At 62.9% G+C, this 13,248-nt stretch carries 11 protein-coding genes; 4 read left to right on the top strand and 7 right to left on the bottom strand.

Translation table 11 applies throughout. From position 1 onward, the window contains the following. Positions 1–238: 238 nt before the first annotated feature. The 7 genes from BOH68_RS08730 to rbsD form a co-directional block, all read right to left on the bottom strand. Positions 239–1,444, bottom strand: a complete 1,206-nt coding sequence (locus tag BOH68_RS08730; RefSeq protein WP_077376148.1) for a dicarboxylate/amino acid:cation symporter — start codon at positions 1,442–1,444, stop codon at positions 239–241. A gap of 226 nt (positions 1,445–1,670) precedes the next feature. Then, positions 1,671–2,891: an MFS transporter gene (locus BOH68_RS08725; protein ID WP_258038256.1), complete on the bottom strand. Its 1,221-nt coding sequence runs from the start codon at positions 2,889–2,891 to the stop codon at positions 1,671–1,673. A gap of 138 nt (positions 2,892–3,029) precedes the next feature. Beyond that, positions 3,030–4,055, bottom strand: coding sequence for a LacI family DNA-binding transcriptional regulator (locus BOH68_RS08720; protein WP_077376151.1), 1,026 nt, complete (start codon positions 4,053–4,055; stop codon positions 3,030–3,032). Positions 4,056–4,220: 165 nt separating this feature from the next. Continuing rightward, complete coding sequence (gene rbsB / locus BOH68_RS08715) at positions 4,221–5,114, bottom strand: ribose ABC transporter substrate-binding protein RbsB (RefSeq protein WP_077376154.1); 894 nt, start codon at positions 5,112–5,114, stop codon at positions 4,221–4,223. 154 nt (positions 5,115–5,268) lie between these two features. After that, positions 5,269–6,246 carry a ribose ABC transporter permease gene (gene rbsC, locus BOH68_RS08710; RefSeq protein WP_077376157.1) on the bottom strand — a complete coding sequence of 326 codons (978 nt, stop codon included), beginning with the start codon at positions 6,244–6,246 and terminating at the stop codon, positions 5,269–5,271. Further along, positions 6,246–7,880: a sugar ABC transporter ATP-binding protein gene (locus BOH68_RS08705; protein ID WP_077377323.1), complete on the bottom strand. Its 1,635-nt coding sequence runs from the start codon at positions 7,878–7,880 to the stop codon at positions 6,246–6,248. The genes rbsC and BOH68_RS08705 overlap by 1 nt, the downstream gene beginning before the upstream one ends. Before the next feature lie 5 nt (positions 7,881–7,885). Further along, positions 7,886–8,305 (bottom strand): D-ribose pyranase, encoded by a 420-nt coding sequence (gene rbsD, locus BOH68_RS08700; protein ID WP_077376160.1) that lies wholly within the window; start codon positions 8,303–8,305, stop codon positions 7,886–7,888. A gap of 339 nt (positions 8,306–8,644) precedes the next feature. Here rbsD and fliD point away from each other — a divergent pair, with 339 nt between their 5' ends. The 4 genes from fliD to BOH68_RS08680 all read left to right on the top strand — a co-directional run bounded on the left by fliD (position 8,645) and on the right by BOH68_RS08680 (position 12,579). Beyond that, the gene (fliD, locus tag BOH68_RS08695) at positions 8,645–10,081 is read left to right on the top strand and encodes a flagellar filament capping protein FliD (RefSeq protein ID WP_077376162.1); all 1,437 of its coding nucleotides are present in this window, start codon (positions 8,645–8,647) and stop codon (positions 10,079–10,081) included. 90 nt (positions 10,082–10,171) lie between these two features. After that, positions 10,172–10,573, top strand: coding sequence for a flagellar export chaperone FliS (gene fliS, locus BOH68_RS08690; RefSeq protein WP_077376165.1), 402 nt, complete (start codon positions 10,172–10,174; stop codon positions 10,571–10,573). Then, positions 10,570–10,920 (top strand): flagellar protein FliT, encoded by a 351-nt coding sequence (locus BOH68_RS08685; RefSeq protein WP_077376168.1) that lies wholly within the window; start codon positions 10,570–10,572, stop codon positions 10,918–10,920. The genes fliS and BOH68_RS08685 overlap by 4 nt, the downstream gene beginning before the upstream one ends. Positions 10,921–11,019: 99 nt before the next feature. Then, positions 11,020–12,579: a hypothetical protein gene (locus tag BOH68_RS08680; protein WP_077376171.1), complete on the top strand. Its 1,560-nt coding sequence runs from the start codon at positions 11,020–11,022 to the stop codon at positions 12,577–12,579. Positions 12,580–13,248: the final 669 nt, after the last annotated feature.

The raw sequence follows: 13,248 nt of genomic DNA, 5'->3' as shown, positions 1-13,248 counted from the left end.
GGCAACGGTAACAGAGAGGCGGTAACTCACCGCCATGACAGCGCTCACGCGTGGGCGCTCATGGTAGCCGTTTGCGGGCATGGTGTCAGGCGCGGCGCGGCGTCATGCCTCACCTTGAGCATGTGGAAGCCTTGCACACGAAAAAGCCCCGCCACTTCTCGAGTGACGGGGCTTTTTCGTGTGCAGCGGTTGCCCCGAACGCCCTGGAGATCAGTCCGTGACGCTCGGGTGGCCTGCTTCAGGAGCGTGAACGCGCGGTCTGCTCATCAAGCGCTCGGGCATCGCTGTCCGCGACGACGCCATCGCGGCGGGCGAAGTGGTCAACCCACAGCGCGATCACGCCGTCGCCGGTGACATTGGTGGCGGTGCCGAAGCTGTCCTGTGCCAGATACAGCGCGATCATCAGGCCAAGTTCCGCCTCGCCGAAGCCGAGCATGCTGCCCAGCACGCCCAGTGCGGCCATCACGGCGCCGCCCGGCGCACCGGGCGCGGCGATCATGGTCAGGCCCAGCATGATCAGGAAGGGGACGACTTCGCCGAGACTGGCGATGGCCAGGTCATGGCTCATCATCATCACGGCGGTAGCGCAGGTCACGATGGTGATGGTGGAGCCTGACAGATGGATGGTGGCACACAGCGGCACGCTGAAATCCGCCACTTCATCGCTGACCCCGTTGGCCTTGGTCTGACGCAGGCTGACCGGAATGGTCGCGGCGGAGGACATGGTGCCCAGCGCCGTCAGATAGGCGGGCAGCATGTTGCGCAGGAGTCCCAGCGGCGAGCGACGCTGGACGAGCCCGGTGATCAGATAGGCCGTGCTCAACCAGATCCAGTGCATCACGATGGCCAGCACCAGCACCTTCCAGAAGGTATCCAGTGTCGACAGCGCCTTGCCCTCATAGGCCATCTCGGCAAAGGTACCGGCGATGAACAGCGGCAGCAGCGGGATGATGACGCTGTTGAGGAACACGTCGACCACTTCACGTGATTCAAATACTGCGCTTTTCAGGGTCGGAAGCTCCCGACGACTGATGACGACACCGAAGACGAAGGCCAGTACCAGCGCCGTCATCACCGGCAACGCGGCCGGAATCTCGAGATCGAGGAAGGGGGCCAGTGCGTCGCGGCCTTCGGCCACGGGCGCCATGCCGGACAGCATGCCCGGCAGCAGATTGCTGGCGACCAGGAAGGCGAAGATGCCAGCGAGAATGGTGGAGCCATAGGCCATGCCGACGGTGCGTCCGAGCATGGCGCCTGAATTCTTCGGCAGAGAGGCGATGCCACTCATCACGTAGAACAGGATGATCAGCGGGATGGTGAAGTTGATCAGCTGGCCGATGATGACCTTGGCGGTCAGCGCCGCGCGGACCACGATATCCGGGGCCATCAGACCGATCAGAAGACCGGCGATGATGCCGAGGACAAGTTTGACGATGAGCTTCATGTGGATCTCGAGAGTTTGACGGGTTCTTGCCCTGAGTACAGGCCGTGAATCGCGTACCATCTCGCTGGTCGGCGGACTGCAGGTCGTCGCAGTCAGGCCACGCACCGAAATGGCGCGCAGAGTGTACCTGAATCGACTACCTGAATCATGGCGTCATTTGCCGCAGTCCGTGAGTGATGGCGGCATTCGCTGTCGTCGGGGCCCACGGTCCCCTTGAGAGGAACGTTCAGTCCTTGTGGGAGGGCGCCGCTGGCCGGCGCTGTCTGAGCAGGTGATGCCCGAGCGCCAGCGCCCCGAGCGTCAGCCCGAACACTGCCATGCCCTGCCAGCCGAAGAGGCTCATCATCTTGACCCCGACGGCCGAGCCCAGGCCGGCACCGGTGTAATAGCACAGCATGTAGACGGCATTCATGCGGCTCTGCGCCTCGGGGTCGATGGAGAAGACGCGCACCTGATTGGGGATCTGGGCGGCGAAGACCCCGAGATCCATCAGGATGATGCCGACGATCAGCCCCGTCAGGCTGTCTCCCCAGAGGCCGAGTACCGCGAAGGCGGCCACCACCATCGTGAGCGCGAGGCTGATCAAGGGGCCTGCGCCGACACGATTGACCAGACGTCCCGACGCCTTGGCTCCGATGATCCCCGCCAGTCCGATGATGCCGAACAGTCCGGCTTGCTGAACGCTGTAATCAAAGGGCGTGTCGGTGACATGAAGTGCCAGTGTCGCCCACATGGCGTTGAAGGCCGCGAACCACAGTGCGCCGGTGAGCGCGGATTCGCGCAGCAGCGCATGGCGTTTCAGCAACGTGAACATCGAGGCGATGAGCCTGGGATAGGCCATCTGCACCGCAGGGGCACGACTCGGTAGCTGACGATACAGTGACACGCCGATGATGATGGCGAGGATGGCGGCGACCAGAAAGACGCTGCGCCAGCCCCAGTACTCGGCGATGCTGCCACTCAGGGTGCGCGAGAGCAGGATGCCGATGGTCAGCCCCGTCATCAGCGTGCCGATCACCTTGCCGCGCCTCTGCGGTGTGGAGAGTGACGCGGCAAGCGGGATCAGCTGCTGGGTGATGTTGGCACCCAGACCGACCACGAAACTCGCCACCAGCAATGGCCAGAGACTCGGGGCAAGAAAGACGCCCAGCGAGGCCACGGCCAGGGTGATGGACAGATTGCGGATCAACAGGCGTCTGTCCATGGTGTCGCCCAGCGGCGAGATCAGCAGGATCGCCACGGCATAACCGAACTGCGTGGCCGAGGGAATCATGCCGATGGTGCCCTGACTGACGCCGAGTGAGGCCGCCATGTCGGCCAGCAGCGGCTGGTTGTAATACAGGTTGGCTGCCGTGGCGGCCACGGCAATCGCCATCAGCAACAGCAGGCCGCGACTGATGGGGGAGGACTCGGGGGTCTCCGTGGTCGTCTCGTCTTGATGGCTCACCGAAAGGCTCCTCTTGCGCATTGTGCTGATGTGCGGATCTGACGCGCTGATCTGGCGTCGATCAAGGTGGCCTACGGTATGTCGCCATCACCTATAAGAGAAATGTTGATAATGGATATCTTTGATGCCGAGCTGTTATCAGCGCGAGCCTGATGAGGCCCGGTCTACCCTCGAAACGCTCTCGCGCACGACCAGCGTGGGGGCCAGCTGGGTCTGGCCCGGGAAGGGGGAACCCTCCAGGCGAGCGATGAGCTGTTCCACCGCCGTGGTGCCGAGATCATAGATCGGCTGGCGGATGGTGGTGAGTGCCGGGTTGAGGTAGGCGCTGATCTCGATGTCGTCGTAGCCGATGATCGACAGCTCGCGTGGGACCTCGAGGCCAAGATCCTGCGCGGCGCGCAGACAGCCCAGCGCCAGCAGGTCATTGAAGGCGAAGATGGCGTCCGGACGATCCCCGGGGTCCGCCAGCAGCAGGTGAGCGGCGCGATGGCCATCTTCCAGCATCAGGTCGGTGGCGACCTGCCAGTCCTCCGGTACGCCCAGGCCGGCGGCCTTGAGCGCCCCGAGTGCTCCGCACAGGCGCTCCCGCGAGCGGGCGTGATCGCGTGGGCCGGTCAGCAGCGCGATGCGCTCGAGTCCGCGGGATATCAGATGCTCGATGGCAAGCCTGCCCCCCAGGCGCGAGTCATCATTGACCACCGTCATGTCCCAGCCCGGCTGAGGGTCGGCGTCCATCATCACCGTCGGCAGCGGCAGGGCGCTGAGAGCCTGCAGAAAGCCCTCGCCGTTCTCGGCGGTCATCACCACCAGCCCATCGATGCGGCGATCGCGCAGTGTCTCGAGATAGCTGAGCTGCTTGGCATCGATGTCATCGCTGTTGCACAGGATCAGGCTGTAGCCTGCCTGATAGCAGCGGTCCTCGACTCCACGGATCACCTCGGCGAAGAACGGGTTGTGCGCGCTGGTGACGATCATCCCCAGCGTGCGGCTGCGATTGGATTTCAGCGCGCGTGCCACGCTGTCCGGCCGATAGCCGAGTGCCGCGATGGCCTCGCGCACCCGCGCTTCGGTGTCCCTGGCGACGGGCCGAGTGGCATTCACCACATGTGAGACGGTGGTGACGGAAACGCCTGCCCGTGCCGCCACATCCTTGAGTCGAATCACGCTGCCTGTCCCCTGTCCCTGGTGGAATGATGCGTCTTGTTCTGACGCCTGTCGTCACGTCTGTCGATGTGAATGTCGTCGCGTGTCGGTGGAGCCGGTGGAGAGCGGTGACGAAGACGCCGGCACGAGGCCGGCGTCTTGGTGTCACGTCTCGCGGGCTCGCGCTTACTCGGTGATCAGCTTGAGCGGCACGTCGGTGGTCTTGTCGACGTCCTCGCCCTTGAGCAGCTTGTCGGCGACTTCCACGCCGAGACTGCCGATCAGTGACGGTTGCTGCGCGATGGTCGCGTCCATCTTGCCGGCCTGAACCGCCTTGATGCCTTCATCGGTGCCGTCGAAACCGACCAGCAGGATGTCCTTGCCGGCCGCCTGCAGCGCGCGCTGTGCGCCAAGCGCCATTTCATCGTTCTGCGCGAAGACGGCATTCACCTCAGGATGCGCCTGGAGCAGATTCTCCATCACGTTGAGGCCCTGGGTGCGATTGAAGTTGGCCGGCTGGCTGGCGATCAGGCTGATGTCCGAGTGACCCTCGATGGCCTTGAGGAAGCCTTCCCCACGGTCACGTGTCGCGGAGGCACCGGCCACGCCCTCAAGCTGGACGACCTTGCCTTCTCCGCCGAGTTTCTCGGCGATGAAGCTGCCGGCCAGTTCGCCACCCGCGACGTTGTCGGAGGCCACGTGGGCGGCGATCCGGCCGCCGTTGGCGCTACGATCCAGCGTCACCACCGGCACGTTGTGCGCATTGGCGGTACGCACGCTGGAGACGACGGCGTCGGAGTCGGTCGGGTTGACCAGCAGCAGGTCCACGCCACGTGACAGGGCGTCTTCCACGTTGGACAGCTCACGTGCGGCGTCGTTGCTGGAATCCAGCACGATCAGCTCATGGCCGAGCTCCGCCGCCTTGTCCTTGGCACCCTGCTGCAGGCTGACGAAGAACGGGTTGTTGAGTGTGGACACGACCAGCGCGATCTTGTCCGCCATGGCGGATTGCACCGGCATCATGCTCAGACCGGCGGCGGTGATGGCGGTGGTCAGCGAGGAAACGAGCAGTTTTTTCATGGCGTGGTTCCTTTCATTGTTGTCGACGCCATCGTCTGGCGTCTTCGTTGTCGGCGACCCTGGCGATGCATGACCCCGTGGTTGGCGCACGGGGTCGAGGGTCTTCGATGCTGCCGGGAATGAAATCGCAAGCGTCTTTCGCGCGCGTTCGAGACTATTTCTGGGCGCGGCTGTCGATCAGTACCGCGAGCAGGATGACGGCGCCCTTGGCGATCATCTGGAAGTAGCTTGAGACCCCCATGATGTTCAGCGCGTTGTTCAAGACCCCGATCACCAGTGCGCCGATCAAGGTGCCGAAGATGCGGCCTCGACCACCCATCAGGCTAGTGCCCCCGATGACGACGGCGGCGATGGCGTCGAGTTCGTATCCGGTGCCGGCATTCGGCTGTGCCGAACCCAGACGGGCGGCCAGGATGGCACCCGCCAGTGCCGCGAAGGCACCCGCGATGGCGTAGACGCTGATCTTGATGCGATTGACGTTGATGCCGGACAGGCGTGCCACCTTCTCGCCACCGCCGACCGCATAGACGTGACGGCCGAAGCGGGTGTGATGCAGCACGCCCCAGCACAGCACATAGACGAAGAACATCATGTAGATGGGAATCGGGACGCCCATCCAGTAGCCGCCGCCCAGATTCCAGAAGCTGTCGGCGGCTTCACTGACGCCGATGGAGACCGGGCGACCATCGGTATAGACCAGCGTCGCGCCGCGCAGTACCGTCATCGCCACCAGGGTGACGATGAAGGCCTGGATGCGTCCGAAGGCGACGAACAGACCCGAGACTGCGCCCAGTGCGGCACCGGCGATGATGGTGCCGGGCACGCTCAGCCACGGTGACAGGCCGGCGGCGGTCATCGAGGCGGCGAAGGCGCCGGTCAGTGCCAGTACCGCACCCACTGACAGGTCGATACCGGCGGTGAGAATGACGAAGGTCACGCCCATGGCGATGATGGCGTTGATGCTGGTCTGGCGCAGCACGTTGAGCAGGTTGTCGGCAGACAGGAAGTTGTCGGACAGGCCGGCGCTGACGGCGATCAACAGTGCCAGCGCGATCAGTGCCTTGTTGTCGACCAGCAGGCGCATGATGTCGAGTCGACGGTCGCTGGCGGCGGAGGAAGTGGGAGTGGACATCAGTTCGGCATCTCGTGGGGGAAATCAGAAGACGTGTGTGGAGGGGTCGCTCGGGTGGCGCCAGTGCTGGCACTCAGCGGGCTCTCGAGACCGGAGGCGGCTGTCATGATCGCTTCCTGGGTGGCGTTCTCGCGGCTGAATTCACCGGAAATCCGGCCATCGGCCACCACGAGAATGCGATCCGCCAGACCCAGCAGCTCGGGCATTTCGGAGGAGATCAGCAGGATGCACTTGCCCTGACGCTTGAGCTCGTTGATCAGCAGGTAGATCTCGCGCTTGGCGCCGACATCGACACCGCGGGTCGGCTCATCGAGAATCACCAGCTCCGGTGCCGGCATCAGTGCCTTGGCCAGCGACACCTTCTGCTGATTGCCACCGGACAGCGTATCGACCGCCTGGGCGGTATCGCTGATCTTGATCTGCATGCTCTTGACGAACTGCTCGACCGCCGCGGCTTCCTCGCCGTGACGAATGCGCCCCAGCGCACCGCAGAAGTTCGGCAGGGCACTGAGAGACATGTTGCTGGCCACCGAGTGCGCCAGAATGAGTCCTGACTGCTTGCGATCTTCCGGCACATAGACCAGGCCTGCCGCCAGTGCCGCGGCCGGCGAGGGGAACTGCCCGGACTGTCCGTTGAAGGTCACGCTTCCCGCCGCGATGCGGGTATCACCGCACAGCGCGCGCGCAAGCTCGGTGCGTCCTGCGCCCATCAGGCCGCCGAAGCCGAGCACCTCACCGCGGCGTGCCGAGAAGCTGATGCCATTGACGCCCGGCGCGTGAAGCTCCTTCACCTCCAGCATCACCTCGCCATCGGGACTGGCGGGCGTATAGGGATAGCGTTCGGCAAGTTCACGGCCGACCATCAGGCGAATCAAGCCATCCTCATCCAGTTCCGCCGTCGGCCCCTGGTGGATCATCTGGCCATCACGCAGCACGGCGACTTCATCGCACATGCTGAAGATCTCGTTGAGACGATGGGTGATCAGCACCAGTGAGCGTCCCTCACCGCGCAGCTCCGCGACCACCTCGGCCAGGATGTCCGTCTCGATGTCCGTCAGGGCATCGGTGGGCTCATCCATGATGATGATCTCGGCGTCAAGCGACAGGGCGCGCGCGATCTCCACCATCTGCTGCTGACCGATGCTCAGTTCACTGACGGCGGTGCGTGAATCCAATGTCTGGCGCAGGCGATCCAGCAGTTGGCGGGCATCGGCATGCAGGCGCTTCCAGTCGACGGTGCCAAGCGCAGTACGTGGTTCCCGCCCGAGGAAGATGTTCTCGCCAGCGGACAGGCCCGGCACTAGATTGAGTTCCTGGTGAATGATGGCGATACGACTGTCCATGGCCTGGCGTGGGGTGGTGAAGATGACTTCTTCATCGCGAAGCCACAGGGTGCCGGCGTCATAGCGATACACGCCGGAGAGAATCTTCATCAGCGTCGACTTGCCTGCGCCGTTCTCGCCAGCCAGCGCATGCACCCGGCCGGCGCGTAGCGTCAGGTCGACGCCCTTGAGCACGCTGACCCCGGAGAAGCCCTTGTCGATGCCGCGCAATGCCATCAGCACGCGCGGGGCAGCGTCCTCATTGACCTTGGGCGCTTGCAGGGCCGGATGCGCGACATCTTGCGTCTGCATGCCCATCAAAAGGGAACTCCGCAATGCAGGATCAGATTGGCGTAGGGCGTGCACTCACCGGTGCGCACGATCACGCTGGCCTTGGGGAGTTCGGCCTTGAAGGCCTCGTGCTCGATCACATGGCGCTCAAGCGGCTGGGCGTCACGCTGCTCCAGTGAGGCCAGGCGGGTCGAGAGCGCGTCGTGAAGCTCCGGGCTCTTGAGCGCCAGCTCGCTGGCCTGGGTCACGGCTTCGATGCACAGCTCTGCAAGCAGAGCGTCGAGCACCGGCAGCATGGCCGGCAGCCCGGGAATGACCGCCAGATCCACACAGGGGATATCGGCGGGAATCGGCAGGCCGGCATCGGCGATCACCAGGGTCTGGGTATGGCCGAGGCGAGCGATGTGCCCGCTGAGCGGCGCGTTGAGTAGGCCTTGTCGTTTCACGTCTCAGTCCTTGAATGAGGCAGGGGCGAGTCGATCCAGTCATTTACCTGACGGGTTCACCATGGGCGACAGTATGACGCGCAAACGTTTGCGGCGCGGTAGGCGAAACGTCGTAGCCCCTGTAGAGCGACTACTTTTTTGTAGTGGACGGCGCAGAAGGCGAGCGAGCGGGGGCGAGAATCGGTGATGAAGAAATGACGCCACGGGACTCAAGTGATTGCTGATGTGGCCGATAAATGCAGCAACCGGGACACAAATGCGTGTGGTATGCGTGCTTTTTCGCCCGATGGCGCTGCGAACGGCATGCCAGAATATCGCTAATGCTCAAGGGGAAGGCTTATGGCGACGATTTCATCGCTGGGGATAGGGTCAGGGCTTGACCTCAATGGCCTGCTGAGTGACCTGGAGAGCGCCGAGCGCCAGAAGCTCACGCCGATTGCCAACAAGCAGGCCAGCTACGAGGCGGAGCTGTCGGCCTGGGGGACGATCCAGAGTCGTCTGGAGTCGCTGGACACGGCGGCAGCGTCCCTGGCTGATCCCGATATCTATGCCGGCATGACGACCACCGCCAGTGGCAGTGGCGTCAGTGCCAGCGCCACCAATATCGCGGAGCCGGGCAGCTATTCGGTCTCGGTCTCCCAGCTGGCGCAGGCGCAGAGCCTGGCGACCGGGGGGCAGACCCATCGCGATGAGGCCATCGGGAGCGGGACGGCCACCACGCTGACGCTCTCGCTTGGAAGTCTCGGCAGTGACGATGGCTATGTGGCGGACGCCGAGCGCACCGCCGAGATCGTGATCGACTCCAGCAACAACAGTCTGGAAGGCATCCGAGATGCCATCAATGCGGCAGGGCTTGAGGTCAGCGCCTCCATCGTCAACGACGGCTCTGACTCGCCGTATCGTCTGGTGCTGACCTCCCGGGAGACCGGCAAGGACTCCGTCATCAGCCTGTCGACCAGCGGTGAAGAGCCGGCGCTGGAGGACCTGCTTGGCTTCGACCCCGCCGCGCCATCCGCGAGTCAGGTCGAGCAGGTGGTGGAGCCGCTGGATGCCAGCTTCAGTGTCAATGGCATCGCCATGCACAGCACCTCCAATGAGATCGACGATGCCGTGGATGGCCTCAGCCTCGTCTTGAGCGACGTGACCACGACACCGAGCACGGTGACGGTGGCCGAGAACCCGGACAAGGCGAGTTCGGCATTGCAGGCCTTCGTCACCGCTTACAACGAATTGCAGAAGACCATCGACAACTACACCGCCTTCAATGCCGATGAAGGCACGGCGGGCGAGTTGCTGGGCGATTCGACGCTGCGAACCATCGAGAGCCGGCTCACCTCGGCGCTGAATTTCACCAGTGAGGGGGACTTCTATGCGCTGTCCTCGCTGGGAGTCACTCGCACGGACGATGGCAAGCTTGAGTTCGACAGCGCCATGGTCGATGAGGCGGATGCCACGCAGCTGGCCGCCATGTCCGGCTTCTTCATCTCGGACAGCGAAGCGGGAAGCGTGGGCTTCGCAAGTCAGATGGCTGGCCTGCTGGATCAGGTGGTCGGCGATGACGGTACCCTCGAGAACACGACCGAAAGCATCGAAAGCTCGCTGGAAAGTCTCGAGAGTCAGTACGAGCAGACCGAGACCACCATTGACGCCACCATCGAGCGCTACCGGGAGCAGTTCACTGCGCTGGACATTCTGGTCGCCAATCTGACCTCGACCAGCGATTACCTGACGGGACAGCTGGAAACTCTGGAAAACAGCTGGAACCTGACCGACTAGCCGGTCAGGTGATCAAACGCCGCCATCCTACATCTGACATCAGGCTGTTGAAGGCCTTGAATACGCTATGAACAAAGGAAGACAAACGTCATGAGTCGCTATCGTGGGGCCAATGCCTACGCCCGTGTCGGCGTGGAATCCGGAGTCCTGTCTGCCAGTCCCCACCAGCTGATCGTGATGCTGTTCGAGGGAGCTGATCGCACCTTGGCCGCGGCCCGTCTGCAGATGGAGGCAGGTGATATCGTGGCCAAGGGACAATCTCTGACCAAGGCCATCAACATCATCACCGATGGGCTGCGTGCCTGTCTGGATCACGAGCAGGGAGCGGATGTCGCCGCCAACCTGGATCGGATGTATGACTACATTGCCCGCTTGCTGCTCCAGGCCAATCTGTCCAACAGTGTGGAGAAGCTGGATGAAGCGCGCCGCCTGCTCAGCGAGCTGGGCGAGGCCTGGCGTCAGATCGCGGCTCACGACAAGGGACAGTCATGATCATGGAAATCGATGCGCCATCAGTGGATGAAGCGTCCGCTCTATGCGATGCGCTCTTCACTCAGATGTCCAACATGCTGGTGGCAGCGCGCGCAGGAGACTGGCCGGGTGTCATACAGGGTCAGACGCGCTATATCGAGCAGATGCAATCGCTGCGCATGCCGGATTCCGGCAGCGCGGAGGCTCGTGAGTATCTTGAGCGTCAGCTGAAGGGGCTGACGAGCATGGAGGCGGAGCTGACGACGCTGCTCAATGCGCGCAAGGCGCAGTTGCAGGAAGTGCTTGGCGATGTGGGGACTCGGCGCAAGCTGGCGCGCAGTTACGGACATCGCCAGCATCTCAGTTGAGTCGGTTCGGGCCGGATGAGGCCATTGGCAATGCCGAGCGTCATCCTATCTAGCGTTGAGCGCCGCGCATGACGCCACTACACCAGGGGAGGCGCTGAGATGACGGGCATCACTCCCTTGATCGATGGGTTGCTCCACCAGGTGCTGGGCCGCACGGCCCAGCCACCCCCGGCGGCGGATTCGGGGACTGTCTTTCCGGTAACGCGCACGCCGGGCCTTGCCGGTGGGGCTCAGCCCAACACCGACGCATCCCGCCGTTCGTCGGGTCTTGAGTCGCCGGCGGCCGCCGTGCAGCTGACGGATCGTGCCCATCTGATCTCTGATCTACTCGAGGCGTTGAGTCGCCTGCCTGCCGATACGTCTTCCGCTGCCAGCGGTATCAAGATGCCGGCAGGGATCTCCCTGCAGGAGTGGCTCGCGAGTGGCCGCCCATTGCCGGGGCTTGCCTACGAGATCGCCACGGCCACCCCGCACGTTCCTCTGGCTGCGGCATTGCGCCAGCAGATCAGTCAGAGCGGTCTCTTCTATGAGGCTGACCTGCTGGACTGGTATCAAGGACGGACCCCGCTTGCCGACCTCAGGGCTCATCCCCAGACCTCGACGGCCCGTCTGGATGCCTTGCTTGCCTGGCGTCAGGCGCTGCTGCTGACCCAGGCACGCTATCTGCCGGTCTCGGAGTCTCGGGTGTCGCCGCCGTGGGTGTCGACACGCCCGGATTCGGGGATGGCGATACCCACGGCGCTGATGGCATACCCGGCACTTGCCTCGCGCAGGGAGCCTGCGACTCGCGAGTCACAGGCGGTGAGCGCCTACCGTGAGGGGATGCAGCACGCCAGCTCTGCGATCGCCACAGATGTCGATGAGTGGGAGGGCGCTGACCCAGGCGTGCTTCAGCAGCAATTGCGTCTGGTGTTGGGGCAACCTCTCAACTGGCAGGGGCTGCTGTTGCCTGGATTGCATGCCTTCTTCAGCCTCTACTTTCCGCCGACTACGCGACCGCGAGGCATGGGGTCACGCAAGCAGGGGCCCCGAGAGGTCTTGCCTGTTGCCGGTGTGACGGCGTTGGCGGGGCAGGCGGACAGTGAAGAGGAGGCCGTGGCCCAGTGGCGGGTCGTCATGACCTTCACGGCCGAGCAGGGAGCCGTGCTGGAGGCCACGCTTCTGTGGTATCAACTCGCATCGCCAGTGGCGCTTGTCGTGATATTGGAGTCACGGCATGGCGTTGCGCGGGATGCACTGCTCGAGAGCCTGCCTCAGGCATTGCACGCCCTTGCCCCTCGCGTTCACGTACGCCGCCCTGGTGAGGCAATGGGACCGCCGCGATACGCTGATGGCCCGGCAATGTTCGAGACCGCCAGTGGCAGCGAAGACGGGGCTGCCGACGTCGATATCCGATCTCAGCCCCAAGAGCCCGCAGAGCGAGCATTCCCCTGCGGTCTGGCAAAATCCCTGGGCACGCGTCTTCAGCAGCACGCCACTGAAGTGGGGCTTCCCGTCCATGCCTCGCCAGAGCTGGTGGCGCTGCTTGCGCAGGGATTGCCTGCGCGTCGCACCATCCCCCAGGCGCTGTTTCAATGCATCGTCGAGATTGCCCACCTCTGGTCACACAAGGGGACGAGTGGTAAAGGGCCCAGGGCGGATGGGCGAGAAGCCCCCTGAGATCGTACGCAGGTCTTGGCGTGCATGGCATGCCGGTGGCTGCGCAGGACACCGGGATTCCTGAAATAACCGTGGGCAAGAACGCCTTTATAATTAGAATATTATAATTGTTTAAGTTTGATGCAGGGTAGGGCGTTATCGACGGTAACCCATTGTTGATCTGGATCAATAAATGCACTGGGAATCGTCCCGACAGACTCGTCATCGTCCCAATGCCTGTTCAGCCGCCTGATCCGAGATATGCGGATTGTCGGGCAGCCGCATCCTGCCCTGATCAAGCGTCATGTCAGGCCAGGAAGAGGGTGTGGGGTGATTGGCACTATCCGACAATCCCGGTAATGCGATGGCAGGTCTATATGGCGCGTCATTTCATCAATCTGCAATACAAGGTTTGTTCAACCTTGCTCTCATGTTGTGACAGTGCAAGAGGGTAGTCTGCTCTTTTTGGGATTAAGTTTCTCATCCATATGTTGCAGAATATTTTTATGGCGTATTTTTCGCATTATTTTGCAGGAGTTGCCTGCTTTTCGTGGTTTTTTTGAGCTGTTTCTTCTTATCGATCACAGCGTTTGAAAAGGGTTGTTCAGGATAACGCTGGTTTGATCGCGATACTGGTATTAGAATCGCCAGTACATGAGGTGTTACTCAGGTAATGATTTTCATGTCCCG

It is taken from the genome of Cobetia sp. MM1IDA2H-1, from assembly GCF_002916775.2.
Classification (GTDB): Bacteria; Pseudomonadota; Gammaproteobacteria; order Pseudomonadales; family Halomonadaceae; genus Cobetia; species Cobetia marina.
This window is presented reverse-complemented; position numbering and strand designations above follow the sequence as displayed.